19 protein-coding genes are annotated in these 18,180 nt (G+C 68.8%); 15 read left to right on the top strand and 4 right to left on the bottom strand.

Annotated elements, in window-relative coordinates; translation table 11 throughout:
- The first annotated feature begins 38 nt into the window (after positions 1-38).
- From ACPUER_RS13750 to mtgA, 3 genes are read left to right on the top strand one after another with little or no spacing between them, the layout of a single operon-like run.
- Positions 39-2,126 (top strand): RNB domain-containing ribonuclease, encoded by a 2,088-nt coding sequence (locus ACPUER_RS13750; RefSeq protein ID WP_425131382.1) that lies wholly within the window; start codon positions 39-41, stop codon positions 2,124-2,126.
- Positions 2,123-2,989, top strand: coding sequence for a shikimate dehydrogenase (gene aroE / locus ACPUER_RS13745; RefSeq protein ID WP_425131381.1), 867 nt, complete (start codon positions 2,123-2,125; stop codon positions 2,987-2,989). The genes ACPUER_RS13750 and aroE overlap by 4 nt, the downstream gene beginning before the upstream one ends.
- Before the next feature lie 14 nt (positions 2,990-3,003).
- Positions 3,004-3,741, top strand: coding sequence for a monofunctional biosynthetic peptidoglycan transglycosylase (gene mtgA, locus ACPUER_RS13740; protein WP_175963109.1), 738 nt, complete (start codon positions 3,004-3,006; stop codon positions 3,739-3,741).
- Between the two features lie 184 nt (positions 3,742-3,925).
- Here mtgA and ACPUER_RS13735 read toward each other — a convergent pair whose 3' ends face one another.
- Complete coding sequence (locus ACPUER_RS13735; RefSeq protein WP_425131398.1) at positions 3,926-4,273, bottom strand: hypothetical protein; 348 nt, start codon at positions 4,271-4,273, stop codon at positions 3,926-3,928.
- On the opposite strand from ACPUER_RS13735, the gene ACPUER_RS13730 reads away from it, so the two are divergent.
- From ACPUER_RS13730 to pyrF, 12 genes are all read left to right on the top strand, one after another.
- Entirely contained in the window at positions 4,167-5,777 is a 1,611-nt protein-coding gene (locus ACPUER_RS13730; protein ID WP_425131380.1) for a S10 family peptidase, read from the top strand. The two genes, ACPUER_RS13735 and ACPUER_RS13730, sit on opposite strands and share 107 nt — an antisense overlap.
- A gap of 80 nt (positions 5,778-5,857) precedes the next feature.
- Positions 5,858-6,256 carry an EF-hand domain-containing protein gene (locus ACPUER_RS13725; RefSeq protein ID WP_175963107.1) on the top strand — a complete coding sequence of 133 codons (399 nt, stop codon included), beginning with the start codon at positions 5,858-5,860 and terminating at the stop codon, positions 6,254-6,256.
- Between the two features lie 349 nt (positions 6,257-6,605).
- Positions 6,606-7,505 carry an IclR family transcriptional regulator gene (locus ACPUER_RS13720; protein ID WP_425131379.1) on the top strand — a complete coding sequence of 300 codons (900 nt, stop codon included), beginning with the start codon at positions 6,606-6,608 and terminating at the stop codon, positions 7,503-7,505.
- Positions 7,502-8,527, top strand: a complete 1,026-nt coding sequence (locus ACPUER_RS13715; RefSeq protein WP_175963106.1) for a 2-dehydro-3-deoxygalactonokinase — start codon at positions 7,502-7,504, stop codon at positions 8,525-8,527. Before ACPUER_RS13720 ends, ACPUER_RS13715 begins: the two co-directional genes overlap by 4 nt.
- 23 nt (positions 8,528-8,550) lie before the next feature.
- Positions 8,551-9,228, top strand: coding sequence for a 2-dehydro-3-deoxy-6-phosphogalactonate aldolase (locus ACPUER_RS13710; protein WP_425131378.1), 678 nt, complete (start codon positions 8,551-8,553; stop codon positions 9,226-9,228).
- Positions 9,228-10,007 carry an SDR family oxidoreductase gene (locus tag ACPUER_RS13705; RefSeq protein ID WP_425131396.1) on the top strand — a complete coding sequence of 260 codons (780 nt, stop codon included), beginning with the start codon at positions 9,228-9,230 and terminating at the stop codon, positions 10,005-10,007. The genes ACPUER_RS13710 and ACPUER_RS13705 overlap by 1 nt, the downstream gene beginning before the upstream one ends.
- Positions 10,008-10,109: 102 nt before the next feature.
- Positions 10,110-11,105, top strand: coding sequence for an arabinose ABC transporter substrate-binding protein (locus tag ACPUER_RS13700; RefSeq protein WP_034182691.1), 996 nt, complete (start codon positions 10,110-10,112; stop codon positions 11,103-11,105).
- Positions 11,106-11,171: 66 nt separating this feature from the next.
- Positions 11,172-12,683: an L-arabinose ABC transporter ATP-binding protein AraG gene (araG, locus tag ACPUER_RS13695; RefSeq protein WP_175963104.1), complete on the top strand. Its 1,512-nt coding sequence runs from the start codon at positions 11,172-11,174 to the stop codon at positions 12,681-12,683.
- 70 nt (positions 12,684-12,753) lie between these two features.
- On the top strand, positions 12,754-13,770 hold the full coding sequence (gene araH / locus ACPUER_RS13690) for an L-arabinose ABC transporter permease AraH (RefSeq protein WP_034182693.1): 1,017 nt from the start codon (positions 12,754-12,756) through the stop codon (positions 13,768-13,770).
- A 24-nt stretch (positions 13,771-13,794) separates the two neighbouring features.
- Positions 13,795-14,610 (top strand): SDR family NAD(P)-dependent oxidoreductase, encoded by an 816-nt coding sequence (locus ACPUER_RS13685; protein WP_425131377.1) that lies wholly within the window; start codon positions 13,795-13,797, stop codon positions 14,608-14,610.
- 50 nt (positions 14,611-14,660) lie between these two features.
- Positions 14,661-15,722, top strand: coding sequence for an aldose 1-epimerase (locus ACPUER_RS13680; protein WP_175963102.1), 1,062 nt, complete (start codon positions 14,661-14,663; stop codon positions 15,720-15,722).
- A 39-nt stretch (positions 15,723-15,761) separates the two neighbouring features.
- Positions 15,762-16,589, top strand: coding sequence for an orotidine-5'-phosphate decarboxylase (gene pyrF, locus ACPUER_RS13675; protein ID WP_175963101.1), 828 nt, complete (start codon positions 15,762-15,764; stop codon positions 16,587-16,589).
- A 102-nt stretch (positions 16,590-16,691) separates the two neighbouring features.
- Here the strand turns inward: pyrF and ACPUER_RS13670 are convergent, their stop codons facing one another.
- The 3 genes from ACPUER_RS13670 to ACPUER_RS13660 form a co-directional block, all read right to left on the bottom strand.
- Positions 16,692-17,192: a CinA family protein gene (locus ACPUER_RS13670; RefSeq protein ID WP_072436346.1), complete on the bottom strand. Its 501-nt coding sequence runs from the start codon at positions 17,190-17,192 to the stop codon at positions 16,692-16,694.
- Positions 17,193-17,223: 31 nt separating this feature from the next.
- Positions 17,224-17,775: a phosphatidylglycerophosphatase A gene (locus ACPUER_RS13665; protein WP_310138367.1), complete on the bottom strand. Its 552-nt coding sequence runs from the start codon at positions 17,773-17,775 to the stop codon at positions 17,224-17,226.
- Positions 17,765-18,180, bottom strand: a 416-nt coding sequence (locus tag ACPUER_RS13660; RefSeq protein ID WP_425131376.1) for an AIR synthase-related protein, incomplete at its 5' end; no start/stop codon positions are given. The genes ACPUER_RS13665 and ACPUER_RS13660, both read right to left, overlap by 11 nt.

The raw sequence follows: 18,180 nt of genomic DNA, 5'->3' as shown, positions 1-18,180 counted from the left end.
GCCGATGCGGCGTCCGGCAGTCTGAACGAGAGTACTGAGTGAACGTTTTCTTCGAGGAATCGGGCAGTTTCAAGGCGGGCAGCGTGCTGTCGCGCCAAGGCGACGCATTTCAGGTCGAGTTGCCCGGCGGGCGGCGCGCGAAGGTGCGCGCGAAAGACGTGCTGATCGAATTCGACAAGCCGGCCGCGGGCGAACTGATGCAGGAGGCCGACACGGCCGCGCAGCAGATCGATCTGGATTTCCTGTGGGAATGCGCGCCGGCCGACGAGTTCGCGTATACGGCGCTGGCCGAGGAGTACTTCGGCGCGGCGTACGGCCCGGTCGAGCGCGCGGCGCTGGTGCTGCGGCTGCATGGCTCGCCCGTCTACTTCCGCCGCAAGGGGCGCGGCCAGTATCAGCGCGCGCCGGAAGAGCAGCTCAAGATGGCGCTCGCGTCGCTCGAGCGCAAGCGCCAGCAGGCGCTCGTCCAGGCGCAGTATGAAGAGGAGCTGAAGGCCGGCAAGCTGCCGGAAGCGTTCGCGGGCAAGGTGCTCGGGCTGCTGACGCGGCCGGACAAGAACGCGATCGAATACAAGGCGCTGGAAGCGGCGGCCGGCGCGCGCGGCGTGTCGCCGGCGCGGCTGATGCTCGACTGCGGCGGCATCGCGTCGCCGCGTGCGCTGCACGAGGCGCGCTTCCTCGCGGAATTCTTCCCGCACGGCACGGGCTTTCCGCCCGTCACCGTCGGCGCGCTGCCGGACGACCTGCCGCGCGCGAACGTCGAGGCGTTTTCGATCGACGACGTCACGACGACCGAAATCGACGATGCGTTCTCGGTCGAACACCTGTCCGACGGCCGCGTGCGGATCGGCGTGCACATCGCGGCGCCGGCGCTCGGCATCGTGCGCGGCGACGCGGTCGACGCGATCGCGCGCACGCGCCTGTCGACCGTCTACATGCCGGGCGACAAGATCACGATGCTGCCGGACGACGTCGTCGACGTGTTCACGCTGAAGGAGGGCGATTACCGTCCGGCGCTGTCGCTGTACATCATCGTCAACCGCGAAACGCAGGACATCGTCGCGAACGAGACGCGCGCCGAACTCGTGTTCGTGAAGAGCAACCTGCGTCACAACACGCTCGACGAACTCGTCAACGAAGAGACGCTCGCGGCCGGCACCGGCGACTATCCGCACAAAGACGACATCGCCGTGCTGTGGCCGCTCGCGCAGGCGCTGTTCGAGAAGCGCCAGCTCGCGCGCGCGGGCTACGGCCTGAAGCGCGAAGTGCAGCGCAACACCGACTACAACTTCTACGTCGAAGGCGAGCACGTGTCGATCACGCCGCGCCGCCGCGGTTCGCCGCTCGACCTGATCGTGTCCGAGCTCGCGATCCTCGCGAACTCGACCTGGGGCGCGTTCCTGCACGATCATACGGTGCCCGGCATCTACCGCTCGCAGCGCGGCTTCGGCGCGCCGGGCCCGAAGCGCACGCGGATGCAGACGACGGCCGCGCCGCACGAAGGCCTCGGCGTGCCGCAGTACGCATGGAGCACGTCGCCGCTGCGCCGCTACGTCGACCTCGTGAACCAGTGGCAACTGCTCGCATGCGTGCAGCATGGCGTCACCGCCAAGCTCGCCGCGCCGTTCAAGCCGAAGGACGCCGACCTGTACGCGGTCGTGCAGGGCTTCGACGACACCTACACCGCGTACGCCGACTACCAGCGCCGGATGGAATATTTCTGGTGCCTGCGCTGGCTCGCGCAGGAGCAGAAGAAGCAGGTCGTCGCGACGGTCGTGAAGGGCGATCTCGTGCGCCTCGAGGAAATTCCGCTGCTGCTGCACGTGCCGGGGCTCGGCGTGCATGCGCGCGGCACGCGCGTGCTGCTCGACGTGATGTCGCTCGACGAGCTGACGATCGAGGCGTCGGTGCGGTTGCTGAACGTGCTCGATGCGCCGACCGTGACCAGCGGCGATGCGGCCGAGGAAGAGGATGATGCCGAAGGCGGCGACGACACGCTGATCGACGCGGAAGACGCCACGGCGGAAACCGAGGCGGAAGCGCTGGCCGAAGCGGACGGTGCGGCGGCAGGTGCGGGCGGCGAAGCCGCGAGCGGCAACGACGGCGAAGAGGGGCGCGCATCATGAACGCGGTTGCGTCGACGAGCGGCGCCGACCGCTACGTAGTGTTCGGCAACCCGGTGGCGCACAGCAAGTCGCCGTTCATCCACGCGCAATTTGCCGCGCAGACCGGCGAGGCGATCGAGTACGCGCACCGGCTCGCGCCGGTCGACGGCTTCGAAGCGGCCGTGCGCGCGTTCGTCGCCGAAGGCGGTCGCGGCGCGAACGTGACGGTGCCGTTCAAGCTCGAAGCGCATGCGCTCGCCGACACGCTGTCGCCGCGCGCGGCGGCGGCTGGCGCGGTGAACACGCTGCGCATCGACGCCGACGGAAGCATCCACGGCGACAACACCGATGGCGTCGGCCTCGTGCGCGACATCGAAGCGAACCTCGGCGTGTCGCTCGCGGGCGCGCGCATCCTGTTGCTCGGCGCGGGCGGTGCCGCGCGCGGCGTCGTGCTGCCGCTGCTCGAGCGCGCGCCGCTGTCGATCACGATCGTGAACCGCACCGCAAGCAAGGCCGAGGCGCTCGTCGGCCAGTTCATGCAGGCCGCGCACGATGCGGGCTGCACGCTCGCGGGCGGCGGCCCCGACGTGGTGCGCGCGGAGCCGTACGACGTGATCGTCAATGCGACGGCCGGCAGCCTCGATGCCGCGCTGCCGGCGTGCGACGCGGCCGCATTCGGCGCGGGCACGCTGGCGTACGACATGATGTACGGCGCGCAGCCGACCGTGTTCATGCAGCATGCGGCGTCGCTCGGCGCACGCACGGCCGACGGGCTCGGCATGCTCGTCGAGCAGGCGGCCGAATCGTTCTTTATCTGGCGCGGCGTGCGGCCGGACGGTGCACCGGTGCTCGCCGCGCTGCGCCAGGCGCTCGCGGCGAGCTGAACGGAGCGCGGCACGTGGTGGCGGTGAGCAGCACGCAGCGCACGCGGACGGTGAGCCCGGCCCGCTGGATCGTCTACGCGGGTGCGGTGTTCGCGGGCGCGTGGCTCGCGACGCAGCTGTTCTATCTCGCGCAGATCGCGCTGTGGTCGTTCGTGAACCCGGGTTCGACCGCATTCATGCGCACCGACGCGTGGTGGCTGTCGCGCGACAAGCCGCCCGCGCAGATCCAGCACCAGTGGGTGCCGTACGACCAGATCTCGCGCAACCTGAAGCGCGCGCTGATCGCATCCGAAGACTCGACCTTCGCGACCAACAACGGCTACGACGTCGATGCGATCCTGCAGGCGTGGGAGAAGAACAAGGCGCGCGGCCGGATCGTCGCGGGCGGTTCGACGATCACGCAGCAGCTCGCGCGCAACCTGTTCCTGTCGCGCGAGAAGAGCTATATCCGCAAGGGGCAGGAGCTCATCATCACGTGGATGCTCGAAACCGCGCTCGACAAGGAGCGGATCTTCGAGATCTACCTGAATTCCGTCGAATGGGGCCGCGGCGTGTACGGCGCCGAAGCGGCCGCGCGCTATTACTACAGGATTCCCGCGAGCCGGCTCGGCGCGTGGCAGTCGGCGCGTCTCGCGGTGATGCTGCCGAAGCCGCGCTGGTTCGACGCGCATCGCGGCTCGGCCTACCAGGCACAGCGCGCGGCCATCATCGCCCGCCGGATGGGCGCGGCCGCGCTTCCGCAATCGGAGTGAACGGCGCGCTCGCGCCGCCGCATTGTCCGTTCTGCCGTCAATGCGCCATTGGTGCGCCGCAGCGCATTCGTGTCGCGCGCATTTCGGGCCACATCCGTTAGACGAATTCGTCTATTTCGCTTTGCTGAGCAATGCCGGCGACCGCGCGATTTTGTTTGCCGATAGGCGCGAAATCCGCACTTTTTTAGTATTCCCGGGTAAACGCGAAAGGCGTTGAAAGCGGCGCGAAATGCAACGTTTCGCGAACCGAAGCATTCCTGAAAGGTGTGCGCCGCACCGGCCGTCGGCCAAATATTTCAAAATTTTTCAAAGCCGACATGCTCGCGTATATTGGCCAGCGCCTCGGCTTATCGGCCGCAATCGAGGCGGGGGGCGGCTTATCCGGCTGCTCGACACAAAAAACATCCGAGAGAAGGAAAGCAACGATGCCAGCGAGCAAAGCGAAGCTGTTGTTGGGGGTGGTTTTTTCTTCGCTGATTCTGACGGCCTGCAACGACGACGTGACATCGTCCGCTGCTGCGAGCGCCGACAACTCAGCCGATCCCGCCAGTCAGGTGGACAGGGCGTACAACGATCCGAACAGTTATTCGTCGAGCGCGAACGCGTCGCTCGACGCATCCGCCGCGATCGAAAAGGCCGCCGTCACGCATCACCAGATCACGCTGAACGGCAAGACGATCCGCTACACGGCCAAGGCCGGCCACCTCGTCGCGCGTAATCCGCAGACGGGCGCGCCCGAGGCGTCGTTCTTCTATGTCGCCTACACGGCCGACAACCAGCCCGCGGCGAAGCGGCCCGTCACGTTCCTGTACAACGGCGGTCCCGGCTCGGCATCGGTGTGGCTGCACCTCGGCTCGTTCGGCCCGCGGCGGGTCCAGACGGGCGACCCGAACGCGAACGCGTCGACGTTCCCGTTCGTCGACAACCAGGAAAGCCTGCTCGACACGACCGACCTCGTGTTCGTCGACGCGATCGGCACCGGCTTTTCCGAAGCGATCGCGCCGAACACGAACCAGACGTTCTGGGGCGTCGACCAGGACGCCGGCGCGTTCCGCGATTTCGTGACGCGCTACCTGACCGTGAACCAGCGCAACGATTCGCCGAAATACCTGTTCGGGGAGTCGTACGGCACGCCGCGCACCGACGTGCTCGCGAACCTGCTCGAGACGGCCGGCGTGAAGCTTGACGGCATCGTGCTGCAGTCGTCGATCCTGAACTACAACACGAACTGCGACATGGCGAGCGACTATGTCGGCAACTCGAACAACGGGTCGAGCCCGGTGAGCTGCGCGGGCTTCGCGCCGTCCTACGGCACCGTCGGCGCGTATTACCAGCTCGACAATCCGAACCCGTCGAACCTGCCGCAGTATGCGGACCAGATGCGCGTGCTGACGGCCGGCAGCTACGCGCCCGCCGTGAACGCGTACCTGGCGAGCCATACGCCGCCGCCGCCGAGTCTCGTCACGACGATGGCGAATTCGACCGGCACGAAACAGGCGCTGTGGAACGCGAACTTCAACGTGATCCCGACCTTCTTCGACAACAGCTTCCAGCTGTCGCTGATCCCGGGCACGCTGATCGGCCGCTACGACGCGCGCGTGAACGTGCCCGTGTCGAGCCCGCTGGCGGCGGACGGCGATCCGTCGAGCACGTTCATCACGAAGCCGTTCACCGACACGATTGGCAGCTACCTGCCGAACGAGCTGAAGTACACCGCGCAGTCGGCCTACTCGTTGAGCAGCAATGCGATCAACACGTGGGACTGGACGCACGACGGCCTCGCGATGCCCGACACGATCCCCGATCTCGCTGCTGCGCTGACGCTGAATCCGTCGCTGAAGGTGCTGTCGCTGAACGGGTATCACGACATCGCGACGCCGTTCTACCAGACCGAGCTCGACCTCGCGCGGCTCGGGACGCAACCGAACCTGACGATCAAGGACTATCAGGGCGGACACATGGTCTATCTCGACGATACGTCGCGTCCGCAGGAGAAAGCCGATCTCGTGACTTTCTACAACGCGGCCGCGCACTGATGCTGCGCCGGGCCGGCGACAGGCGCCCCCGGCGGCGCCTCGCCTGCCGTCGACGACCTCATTCCAGACTGGAGCCTGATATGAAGATTCGTTTCATCGTCGTTGCCGCGGCGCTCGCATGCGCCGCCGCTGCAGCATCCGTATCCGCGTTCGCGCAGGCGAGCGACGCCGCCGCACCGGCGCGTGCGCGCCAGGCGCAGCTCGGCGATCCGTACGTGCCGCCGGCCGCGCGCAAGCCGACCGCCGGCACGCAGACGACGGGCGCCGCGCTGCATGCGCAGGTGGTGCGCAAGCTCGCGCGGCAGTTCGACTCGGCCGATACGCAGAGCACGGGTTCGATCACCGAGGCGCAGGCGCGCGCGGCCGGGCTCGGTTATGTCGCGAACCACTTCCGGCAGATCGATTCGGGCGGCAGCGGCCGCGTGTCGTTCGCCGACGTGCAGCGCTACATGCAGGCACGCAGCACGAGCCAGCAGTAAGCGCGGTACGTGGTGAACAAACGGGGGCGGAACCTGCTGCGCGGCGGGTTCCGCCCCCGTGCACATGGCGCGGCCGGCGCGTCATGCGCGCAGCGTACCTCGTCCGAATTCTCATTATCTGGACAACGCATTCAAATATTGGAGACGAGTGCGTGCGCTCCTACAATCCGAAGCACATCGACAGCTTCGGACCCACGCATCGCATGGCGCCCGACGCACACGGAGACACATTCCATGAAGTTCGCCGGGCGCTTTACTCGGTGCATCGACCGCCGCCTCATCGCGACGCCGGACGCAGTTCCGGCGCCGCGCGAGCGGCTTCACCGATTCCGTTGAAGAAGCCCGCCCCATGACCAAGATGCCCGTATCCCTTGCCCTCGACGCCCGGCGCGCGACGCCGGACGCTGGGTCGCTGACCGACAGCATCGGCGCGACCAGCACGCCGCTCGATCTCGCCGCGCAGCAGGCCGGCACGCAGACGCTGCTGCGCGGTCTCGCGATCCTCGAGGCGATCGCGAACGGCGCGCGCGACATGCGCGCGATCGGCGCCGCGCTCGGCACGACACGCAGCACGACGCACCGTCTCGTCAGCAGCCTCGTGCAGGCGCGCTACCTGCGCCAGGTGCAGGGCGGCTACCTGCTCGGCCCGAAGCTGATCGAGCTCGGCACGATCGCGCTTGAGCAGATGCCGCTCACCGCGGTGGCGCGGCCGCATCTCGAAGCGCTCGCGGAAGCGACGCTCGACACGATCCATCTCGGCGTGCGCGATGGCGACGACGTGCTGTACATCGACAAGATTCCCGGCACGCGCGGCCTCGAGATGCGCTCGCGCGTCGGCCACCGGATGCCGCTCGCATCGACGGGCATCGGCAAGGCGATGATGCTCGACCTCGATCCCGATCTGTGGCGCTCGCTGTTCGAGGCCGCGCGGCGCGCGCTGGCCGGCGTCAATTTCAAGCCCGACAACCGGCCGGAGACGAGTGCGTTCCTGCAGCGCATGGCCCACTACGCGGCCGGCGGCTATACGTTCGACCTCGAGGAGAACGAGGCGTCGATCCGCTGCGTGGCCGCGCCGATCCGCGACGCATCGGGTGCGATCGTCGCAGCCGTGTCGGTCGCGAGCACGATTCCGTACATGCCGCATGACCGGATGGACGAACTGATTCCGCTCGTGCAGCGCGAAGCGCGAGCCATTTCCGCGGAACTGGGCTGGAGCCCGCCGCAGGGTACCCGCAGGATCAAACGATGACGACTTCGACCCGGGCCGTTCCGGTTGCCAGCTCCGCCACCCCGTCGCTGATCGCGCTCGACTGGGGCACGACGTCGCTGCGCGCGTATCTGTACGACGCGCACGGCGCGCTCATCGACACGCGCAGCCGCGCGGCGGGCGTCATGCATGTGCCGGGCGGCGGCGCGCGCGCGTTCGACGCGGTGTTCGAGGAGGCATGCGGCGACTGGCTCGACCGCACACCCGGGCTGCCGGTGCTCGCCGCCGGGATGGTCGGCAGCGCGCAGGGCTGGCGCGAGGCGCCGTACGTCGCAGTGCCGGCCGGCGCCGACGCGCTCGCCGCGGGTCTCATTGCAGTGACGACGTCGCGCGGCGCGACGGTATCGATCGTGCCGGGCGTGATCGCGACGGGCGAATTGCCCGACGTGATGCGCGGCGAAGAAACGCAGATATTCGGTGCGCTCGCGAGCGATCCCATGCTTGACGCCGATCGTTCAGGGCTACTGATCGGATTGCCGGGCACCCATGCGAAATGGGCGTGGGTGAAGGGCGGGCTCATCGAGCGCTTCCAGACGTTCATGACGGGCGAGCTGTTCGCGGCGCTGCGCGACCACACGATCCTCGGCCGCACGATGCGCGCGGGCGCGTCGCCCGATCGCGCGGCGTTCCTGCGCGGCGTGTCGGTCGCGCGCGGCGCGCAGCGCACGGGGCTGCTCGCGACGATTTTCAGCACGCGCACGCTCGGCCTGACCGACCGGCTCGCGCCCGATGCACAGGGCGACTACCTGTCCGGCCTGCTGATCGGCCATGAACTCAATGCGCTCGACGCGATGCTCGCGGAGCGTGGCATCGCGCTCGCGGACCAGCCGCTGCTGCTGATCGGCGACGACGGTTTGTGCGCGCGCTATATCGATGCGCTTCGCGTATTCGGCCACATGCACGCGCGGGTCGTCGCACATGCGACCGAGCGCGGCCTGTGGCGGATCGCGTCGCGCGCCGGGCTCGTGCGCGCGGACGGCGAGCCTGTCCTGGCCGACCAATGAACCGATTGCAGAGGAACCCAGTCATGCCGTCCGACCTTACGTTGCCCGCACCGTACACGCCCCACGCCGCACTGATGCGCGCGTTCGACGCGTGCCCGCTGATCGCGATCCTGCGCGGGATCACGCCCGCCGACGCGGCCGACCACGGGCATGCGCTGTACGAAGCCGGTTTCCGGATCGTCGAGGTGCCGCTCAACTCGCCGGATCCGTTCGACAGCATCGCGGCATTGCGGCGCGCGTTGCCCGACGATGCGATCGTCGGCGCGGGCACCGTGCTGCGCGCCGAGTACGTCGACCGCGTGCAGGACGCGGGCGGCGCGCTGATCGTGATGCCGCACAGCGACGCGGCCGTGATACGCCGCGCACGCGAGCGCGGCCTCGCGAGCGCGCCGGGCGTCGCGACGCCGACCGAAGCGTTCGCTGCGCTCGCGAACGGCGCCGACGTGCTGAAGATGTTCCCGGCCGAGCAGCTCGGCGTGACGGTCGTGAAGGCATGGCGCGCGGTGATCGATCGCGCGGTGCCGTTGATCCCGGTCGGCGGAATTTCGCCGGACAACATGCAGCCGTTCCTCGCGGCCGGCGCGAACGGCTTCGGGCTCGGCTCGGCGCTGTACCGGCCCGGTCAGGCGGCCGACGCGACCGCGGCGAACGCGCGCGCGTTCCAGGCCGGATTGCGCGTCGCGCGCGGCGGAGCCGCATGATGGGCCGCCTCGCGGGCAAGGTCGCGATGGTGACGGGCGCGGGCCGCGGAATCGGCGCCGCGATCGCCCGTGCGTTCGTGCGCGAAGGCGCGGCCGTCGCGCTCGTCGATCTCGACTTCCCGCAGGCGCAGCACACGGCCGCCGCGATCGCGCACGACGTCGACGGTGCGCGCGTGCTGCCGCTGCAAGCCGACGTCGCGCGTCAGGATGCGGTGCGCGATGCGCTCGCGCAGGCCGAAGCGGCATTCGGCCCGCTCGACGTGCTGGTGAACAACGCGGGCATCAACGTGTTCGCCGATCCGCTGACGATGACCGACGACGATTGGCGCCGCTGCTTCGCGGTCGATCTCGACGGCGTGTGGCACGGCTGCCGCGCGGCGCTGGAAGGCATGGTCGAGCGCGGCCGCGGCAGCATCGTGAACATTGCGTCGACGCACGCGTTCCGGATCATTCCGGGCTGCTTTCCGTATCCGGTCGCGAAGCATGGCGTGCTGGGTCTCACGCGCGCGCTCGGCATCGAATACGCGGCGCGCAACGTGCGCGTGAACGCGATCGCGCCGGGCTACATCGAGACGCAGCTCACGCGCGACTGGTGGGACGCGCAGCCCGATCCGGCCGCCGCACGCGCCGAGACGCTCGCGCTGCAGCCGATGAAGCGGATCGGCCGGCCCGACGAGGTCGCGATGACGGCCGTGTTCCTGGCGTCCGACGAGGCGCCGTTCATCAATGCCGCGTGCATCACCGTCGACGGCGGGCGCGCGGCGCTGTATCACGACTGACGCAACGATTCGAAAGACCGCACGTGCGACGGCCGCGCGCACGCTGCGTCGAAACCAACAAGCGGCTGCATCCTGTTCGATGAAAACAAGGAGACACTGGAGATGAAACGCAGAACGTTCGTAACGCTGGCCGCGGCAGCCGCGGTGGTGATGGGTAGCCCGGTTGCGCACGCGGCCGACCCGGTCAAGATCGGCTTTCTGGTGAAGCAGCCGGAAGAGCCGTGGTTCCAGGACGAGTGGAAGTTCGCCGAGATGGCGGCGAAGGAAAAGGGCTTCACGCTCGTGAAGATCGGCGCGCCGTCGGGCGAAAAGGTGATGAGCGCGATCGACAACCTGTCCGCGCAGAAGGCGCAGGGCTTCATCATCTGCACGCCCGACGTGAAGCTCGGGCCGGGCATCGTCGCGAAGGCGAAGTCGCACAACCTGAAGATGATGACGGTCGATGACCGCCTCGTCGACGGCGCGGGCAAGCCGATCGAAGCGGTGCCGCACATGGGGATCTCCGCGTACAACATCGGCAAGCAGGTCGGCGACGGCATCGCGGCCGAGATCAAGAAGCGCGGCTGGAACGTGAAGGAGGTCGGCGCGATCGACATCACCTACGAGCAGCTGCCGACCGCGCACGACCGCACGAGCGGCGCGACCGACGCGCTGGTGGCCGCCGGTTTTCCGAAGGCGAACGTGATCGCGGCGCCGCAGGCGAAGACCGACACCGAGAACGCGTTCAACGCGGCGAACATCGCGCTCACGAAGAACCCGCAGTTCAAGCACTGGGTCGCGTACGGCCTGAACGACGAGGCCGTGCTCGGCGCGGTGCGCGCGGCCGAAGGGCGCGGCTTCAAGTCGGACAACATGATCGGCATCGGCATCGGCGGTTCCGATTCGGCGCTGAACGAGTTCAAGAAGCCGCAGCCGACGGGCTTCTACGGCACCGTGATCATCAGCCCGAAGCGCCACGGCGAGGAAACCTCGGACCTGATGTACTCGTGGATCACGCAAGGCAAGGCACCGCCGGCGCTGACGCTGACGACGGGCATGCTCGCGACGCGCGACAACGTGTCGAAGGTGCGCGAGGAGATGGGGCTCGCGTCGAAGTAAGCGGCCCGCCGGCTGCCGCGGCGATGCGGCGGCCGGCGGTCGATCGATCAGGAAGTAGGAGACGACGTGTCAGCGGCACTGCGTTTTGACAATATCGGCAAGGTATTTCCCGGCGTGCGCGCACTCGACGGCATCTCGTTCGACGTGCATGCGGGCGAGGTGCATGGCCTGATGGGCGAGAACGGCGCGGGCAAGTCGACGCTGCTGAAGATTCTCGGCGGCGAATACCAGCCCGATGCGGGCAGCGTGCTGGTCGACGGCCAGCCCGTGCAGTTCGCGAGTGCGGCGGCGTCGATCGCGGCCGGCATCGCGGTGATTCACCAGGAGCTGCAGTACGTGCCCGACCTGACGGTCGCGGAAAACCTGCTGCTCGGCCGCCTGCCGAACGCGTTCGGCTGGGTGAGGAAGCGCGAGGCGAAGCGCTACGTGCGCGAGCGGCTCGCCGCGATGGGCGTCGATCTCGATCCCGACGCGAAGCTCGGGCGGCTGTCGATCGCGCAGCGGCAGATGGTCGAGATCTGCAAGGCGCTGATGCGCAATGCGCGCGTGATCGCGCTCGACGAACCGACGAGTTCGCTGTCGCATCGCGAGACCGAGGTGCTGTTCAAGCTCGTCGACGACCTGCGCGCGCAGGGCCGCGCGCTGATCTACATCTCGCACCGGATGGACGAGATCTACCGGCTGTGCGATGCGTGCACGATCTTCCGCGACGGGCGCAAGATCGCGTCGCACGATGCGCTTGCCGACGTGCCGCGCGAGAGGCTCGTCGCCGAGATGGTCGGGCGCGAGATTTCGGACATCTACCATTACGCGCCGCGCGCGCTCGGCGACGTGCGGTTTTCCGCCGAAGGCGTCGACGGCCCGGCGCTGCGCGAACCCGCGAGCTTCTCGGTGCGCGCGGGCGAGATCGTCGGTTTCTTCGGGCTGGTCGGCGCGGGCCGCAGCGAACTGATGCGGCTCGTGTACGGCGCGGACCGCCGGCGCGCGGGCGTGTTGACGCTCGACGGCGCGCGCATCGACGTGAAGCGCACCGGCGACGCGATCCGCCACGGCATCGTGCTGTGCCCCGAGGACCGCAAGGAAGAAGGGATCATCGCGATCGCGTCGGTCGCGGAGAACATCAACATCAGCTGCCGCCGCCATTCGCTGCGCGCGGGGCTGTTCATCGACCGCAAGACCGAAAGCGAAACGGCCGACCGCTTCATCCAGCGGCTGAAGATCAAGACGCCGAACCGGCGGCAGAAGATCCGCTTCCTGTCCGGCGGCAACCAGCAGAAGGCGATCCTGTCGCGCTGGCTCGCGGAGCCCGACCTGAAGGTCGTGATCCTCGACGAGCCGACGCGCGGGATCGACGTCGGCGCGAAGCACGAGATCTACGACGTGATCTACCGGCTCGCGGAGCGCGGCTGCGCGATCGTGATGGTGTCGTCGGAACTGCCGGAAGTGCTCGGCGTGTCCGATCGCATCGTCGTGATGCGCGAAGGCCGGATCGCGGGCGAGCTGCCGCGCGAACAGGCGAACGAGCATGCGGTGCTGAACCTCGCGCTGCCGCAGACGAGCGCCGCCCAGGCGGCCTGACGCGGCGCACGACATTCGAATCGACCAGGCGCGGCGTGGGCCGCGCGATGCAGGAGCAGGAGACACAATCATGCAAGTCAGGGAAAACCTCGCCGGCGCAGCCGTGAAGCAGTCGGCCGACGCGCTGGTTCCACAGCAAAGCGACCGGCAGAAGTGGTGGCAGCACCTCACCGAGTACAGCCTCATCGCGATCTTCGCGGTGATGTTCATCACGATGTCGCTGACGGTCGATCACTTCTTCTCGATCGACAACATGCTCGGCCTCGCGCTGTCGATCTCGCAGATCGGCATGGTCGCGTGCACGATGATGTTCTGTCTCGCGTCGCGCGACTTCGACCTGTCGATCGGCTCGACCGTCGCGTTCTCGGGCGTGCTGTGCGCGATGGTGCTGAACGCGACCGACAACACGTTCGTCGCGATCATTGCGGCGGTCGCGGCCGGCGCCGCGATCGGCTTCGTGAACGGCGCGGTGATCGCGTACCTGCGCATCAACGCGTTGATCACCACGCTCGCGACGATGGAGATCGTGCGTGGGCTCGGCTTCATCGTGTCGAAGGGGCAGGCGGTCGGCGTGTCGTCGGACACGTTCATCGCGCTCGGCGGGCTGTCGCTGTTCGGCGTATCGCTGCCGATCTGGGTCACGCTGCTGTGCTTCATCGCGTTCGGCGTGCTGCTGAACCAGACCGTGTACGGCCGCAACACGCTCGCGATCGGCGGCAACCCCGAGGCGTCGCGGCTCGCGGGGATCAACGTCGAACGCACGCGCGTATACATCTTCCTGATCCAGGGCGCGGTGACTGCGCTCGCGGGCGTGATCCTCGCGTCGCGCATCACGTCGGGCCAGCCGAACGCCGCGCAGGGATTCGAACTGAACGTGATCTCCGCTTGCGTGCTCGGCGGCGTGTCGCTGATGGGCGGCCGCGCGACGATCTCGGGCGTCGTGATCGGCGTGCTGATCATGGGCACCGTCGAGAACGTGATGAACCTGCTGAACATCGACGCGTTCTACCAGTACCTGGTGCGCGGCGCGATTCTGCTCGCGGCCGTGCTGCTCGACCAGCTGAAGAACCGCGGCGTACGCGACTGACCTGATTTCACGGAGACGAACCGCATGACCATCGACACTTCCGCGCACGACCCGCACGCCGCGAGCGATGCGCGCTTTGCGCGATACCCGAGCCTCGAGGATCGCGCGGTGCTGATCACGGGCGGCGCGACCGGCATCGGCGCGTCGTTCGTCGAGCACTTCGTGCGGCAGGGCGCGCGCGTCGCGTTCGTCGACCTCGATGCGGCCGCGGGCACCGCGCTGGCGGAAAGCCTCGCGCATGCGCCGCACGTACGCCACGCGCCGCTGTTCATCCAGTGCGACCTGACCGACATCGGCGCGCTGCGCCATGCGATCGACGCGATCCGCGCGCGCATCGGCGCGATCGCGGTGCTCGTGAACAACGCGTCGAACGACACGCGCCACGCGATCGGCGACGTGACGCCCGAGTCGTTCGACGCGGGCATCGCGGTGAACCTGCGCCACCAGTTCTTCGCCGCGCAGGCGGTGATCGACGACATGAAGCAGCAGGGCGGCGGCGCGATCGTCAATCTAGGCTCGATCAGCTGGATGCTGAAAAACGGCGGTTATCCCGTCTACGTGATGGCGAAGGCCGCGGTGCAGGGCCTGACGCGCGGCCTCGCGCGCGACCTCGGCCCGTTCGGCATCCGCGTGAACTCGCTGGTGCCCGGCTGGGTGATGACCGACAAGCAGCGCCGGCTGTGGCTCGACGACGCGGGCCGTGCGGCGATCAAGGCCGGCCAGTGTCTCGACGCCGAACTGCTGCCCGCCGACCTCGCGCGGATGGCGCTGTTCCTCGCGGCCGACGACAGCCGGATGATCACCGCGCAGGACGTGATCGTCGACGGCGGCTGGGCCTGACCGTTCGCACCGACCCGCATCGTTTCTTCGACGAAGGAAAGGAGCTCATCATGACCGCCACGTCCTCGCGCGCATCGTCGTCCACGAGCCAGTCGCGCCGTGCCCGCCTGGCCGCCGCCGCGCAGCCGGTCAGCCCCGGCCCGCAGACGGCCGCATTCGCGCAGGGCGTGGGCGCCGCGCATGCGGCGGCCGTCTCGCTGTCGAATGCGTCGCTGCGGCTCGACGTGCTGCCGCATCTGGGCGGCGGCATCGCGCGCTTCGACTGGCGCGGCGACAACGGTGCGCTGGTGCCGGTGTTTCGCCGCTGCGAGCATCCGGAGACGGCGACGGACCCGAACGAGCTCGCGTGTTATCCGCTGCTGCCTTACTCGAACCGGATCGGCGGCGCGCGCTTCGAATGCGACGGGCGCAAGGTCGCGGTGCCGCGCAACCGGCGCGACGAGCCGCTGCCGATCCACGGCGACGGCTGGCTCGCGCCGTGGCAGGTGGACGATGCGACCGACACGACGCTGCAACTGTCGCTCGATCGCGCGGGCGGCGCGCCGTATGCGTTCCGCGCGATCCAGTCGTTCGAACTCGACGACACGACGCTGTCGATCGCACTGACGATCGAGAACGCGGGGCGCGCCCGGCTGCCGTTCGGGCTCGGCGTGCATCCGTTCCTCGTGCGCGACGCGGTGACCGAGCTGGCCGCGGCGGCCGGCGGGCTATGGTTGTCGGGCGCCGATTTCCTGCCGGTGCGGCACGTGAGCGTGCCGCCGGCCTGGCAGTTCGGCGTCGCGTATCCGCTGCCGGGCGCGCTCGTCAATCACGCGTTCACCGGCTGGGGCGGCCATGCGACGGTGAGCTGGCCGCGCCGCGGGCTGTCGCTGACGGTCGCGGCCGACGCCGACGCATACGTGCTCTATACGCCGCCCGGCGAGGATTTCTTCTGCTTCGAGCCGGTCGATCATCCGATCAATGCGGTGAACCTGCCGGGCGGCGCGGCCGCGCACGGAATGACGCTGCTCGCGCCGGGCGAGCGGCTCACGCGGCGTTTCGCGTTCACCGTCGGGCGCGCCGATGCGCGCGGCAACGCCGCGACTCGCGAGGCGCGCCGGAGACGCGGGTAAAATACGCGGTCTACCAACGGTTTGCCGCGAGTACCCGCCATGTCTTCCCCGCTTACTTTCATCGAATCGCTGCGCGCCGCGTGGCAGCGCACGAATTCGCTGCTGTGCGTCGGCCTCGATCCCGAGCCGTCGCGCTTTCCCGTGCAGTTCGACGGCCAGCCCGACGCGATCTTCGAATTCTGCCGGCAGATCGTCGACGCGACCGCGCAGTACGCGAGCGCGTTCAAGCCGCAGATCGCCTATTTCGCCGCGCATCGCGCGGAAGACCAGCTCGAGCGGCTGATCGCGCACATCCACCTCCAGCATCCGGGCCTGCCCGTGATCCTCGACGCGAAGCGCGGCGACATCGGCAGCACGGCCGAGCAGTACGCGCGCGAAGCGTTCGAGCGCTATCGCGCGGACGCGGTCACGGTGAATCCGTACATGGGCTACGACTCGGTCGAGCCGTACTTCGAGCACGAAGGCAAGGGCGTGATCGTGCTGTGCCGCACGTCGAACCCGGGCGGCTCCGACCTGCAGTTCCTGGAAACGGGGGGCCGGCCGCTGTACCAGGTCGTCGCGGATCTCGCGGCGAACAAGTGGAACGCGAAGAACGGCCAGCTCGGCCTCGTGGTCGGCGCGACGTTCCCGAAGGAAATCGAGATCGTGCGCGGGATCGTCGGCGACATGCCGCTGCTGATCCCCGGCATCGGCGCGCAGGGCGGCGACGTGCAGGCGACCGTCAACGCCGGCCGCACGGCCGACGGCACGGGCATGATGATCAACTCGTCGCGCGCGATCCTGTACGCGAGCAACGGCGAGGATTTCGCAGAAGCCGCGGCGCTCGCCGCGCAGAAGACCCGCGATACGATCAACGCGCATCGCTGAAACGCTCCGGTCGCCCCTCCGGGCGGCCGACTTCGGCAGGCCCGCACCGGCGGGCCGGTGCCGCTTTCCCGCTCAACTTTCCCGCTTCGTCCGCCTGCCGGCTCAGCGTTCGCGCTCGTCGAGCAGTTTCAGCAGCCCGCGCAGCGCATGCACGGCCGCCTGCGTGCGGATCTGTTCGCGGTCGCCCTTGAACACGAGCGTTTCGACGTCGGTATGGAGCCGGTTGCTCCAGCCGAACGACACGGTGCCGACCGGCTTTTTCTCGCTGCCGCCCGCCGGGCCCGCGATGCCCGTGACGGACAGCGCGACCTGCGCGCGGCTGTTGCGCAGCGCGCCTTCGGCCATCGCGCGCGCGACGGGCTCGCTGACGGCGCCGTGCTTGTCGATCAGGTCGGGCGGCACGCCGATCATGTCGATCTTGGCCTGGTTCGAATACGTGACGAAGCCGCGCTCGAACCACTGGCTGCTGCCGGAGATGTCGGTGATCGCCGCGGCGATCATGCCGCCGGTGCAGGATTCGGCGGTGGCGAGCGTCAGGTGCTCGTCACGCAGCTTGTTGCCTGCGCGGATCGCAAGCTGGTGGACGACGGAATCGGTTGGCATGCGCGTCGGGAAACGGGAGTCGGGAAATCGGTCAGCCGACGACGGAGCGCCACAGGGCGATCACGAGCAGCGTCATGAACGCGGCGACCAGGTCGTCGATCATGATGCCGAGCCCGCCTTTCAGGCGACGGTCGAAATAGCGGATCGGCGGCGGCTTGAGCATGTCGAAGAAGCGGAACGCGACGAACGCCCACAACTGGCCAATGAAGGTCGCCGGCGTGACGAACAGCATCACGAGCCAGATCGCGACGATCTCGTCCCAGACGACGGCGCCCGGATCGGACGTGCCCATCTTCCTCGCGGTGAAGCCGGTGATCCACGTGCCCGCCGCGAAGCCGGCCGCGATCAGCATCCACCATTCGGGTACCGTCAGGTAGCGGCTCAGCACGACGAACGTGAGCCAGCCGAACAGCGAACCGAACGTGCCGGGAATGATCGGCGCGAGCCCGCTGCCGAAGCCGAGCGACACGAGGTGCGCCGGGTGCGACAGCATGAAGCGCGCGCTCGCGCGCTTCGGCGCATTCCCGTTCGGTGCGGCGCCGGGTTCGGCCGCGGCGTGCGCGGGCGTCGGGTCAGTCTGCATGGAAGTGGTCGAAGCCGTGCAACGTGAGAGCCAGGGGCGCGCCGGCGGCGTCGCGCCACGCGATCGCGGGCCGCTCCGACGGCGCGGACAACGCGCGTATTGTACCGATTCGCGTGACCGGCACGCCGGCCGTCGCGCCGGCCGCTTCGACCGCCGCGCGGGCCGCGGCCGGGGCCGTGAAGCACAGCTCGTAGTCGTCGCCGCCCGCCAGCGTGCAGCGGCGCTGCACGTCGGGCGGCAGCGTCGCGAGCGCGGCCGAGCGCGGTACCGCGTCGGCGTCGATCTCGGCGCGCACGTTCGAGCGTGCCAGGATGTGCTGCAGGTCGCCGGCGAGGCCGTCGGAGATGTCGAGCGCCGCGTGCGCGACCCCCGCGAGCGCGAGGCCGAGCGCGACGCGCGGTTCGG

Source organism: Burkholderia sp. DN3021 (genome assembly GCF_049805555.1).
In the GTDB taxonomy this organism is placed as follows: Bacteria; Pseudomonadota; Gammaproteobacteria; order Burkholderiales; family Burkholderiaceae; genus Burkholderia; species Burkholderia pyrrocinia_C.
The sequence above is the reverse complement of the archived record's forward strand: the minus strand, read 5'-3'. Positions and strand labels throughout refer to the sequence as shown.

Coding starts and splice junctions, on each gene's coding strand:
- aroE (WP_425131381.1), top strand. CDS start 2,123: ATGAACGCGGTTGCGTCGACGAGCGGCGCCGACCGCTACGTAGTGTTC.
- ACPUER_RS13730 (WP_425131380.1), top strand. CDS start 4,167: ATGCCAGCGAGCAAAGCGAAGCTGTTGTTGGGGGTGGTTTTTTCTTCG.
- ACPUER_RS13725 (WP_175963107.1), top strand. CDS start 5,858: ATGAAGATTCGTTTCATCGTCGTTGCCGCGGCGCTCGCATGCGCCGCC.
- ACPUER_RS13720 (WP_425131379.1), top strand. CDS start 6,606: ATGACCAAGATGCCCGTATCCCTTGCCCTCGACGCCCGGCGCGCGACG.
- ACPUER_RS13715 (WP_175963106.1), top strand. CDS start 7,502: ATGACGACTTCGACCCGGGCCGTTCCGGTTGCCAGCTCCGCCACCCCG.
- ACPUER_RS13710 (WP_425131378.1), top strand. CDS start 8,551: ATGCCGTCCGACCTTACGTTGCCCGCACCGTACACGCCCCACGCCGCA.
- ACPUER_RS13705 (WP_425131396.1), top strand. CDS start 9,228: ATGGGCCGCCTCGCGGGCAAGGTCGCGATGGTGACGGGCGCGGGCCGC.
- ACPUER_RS13700 (WP_034182691.1), top strand. CDS start 10,110: ATGAAACGCAGAACGTTCGTAACGCTGGCCGCGGCAGCCGCGGTGGTG.
- araH (WP_034182693.1), top strand. CDS start 12,754: ATGCAAGTCAGGGAAAACCTCGCCGGCGCAGCCGTGAAGCAGTCGGCC.
- ACPUER_RS13685 (WP_425131377.1), top strand. CDS start 13,795: ATGACCATCGACACTTCCGCGCACGACCCGCACGCCGCGAGCGATGCG.
- ACPUER_RS13680 (WP_175963102.1), top strand. CDS start 14,661: ATGACCGCCACGTCCTCGCGCGCATCGTCGTCCACGAGCCAGTCGCGC.
- pyrF (WP_175963101.1), top strand. CDS start 15,762: ATGTCTTCCCCGCTTACTTTCATCGAATCGCTGCGCGCCGCGTGGCAG.
- ACPUER_RS13670 (WP_072436346.1), bottom strand. CDS start 17,192: ATGCCAACCGATTCCGTCGTCCACCAGCTTGCGATCCGCGCAGGCAAC.
- ACPUER_RS13665 (WP_310138367.1), bottom strand. CDS start 17,775: ATGCAGACTGACCCGACGCCCGCGCACGCCGCGGCCGAACCCGGCGCC.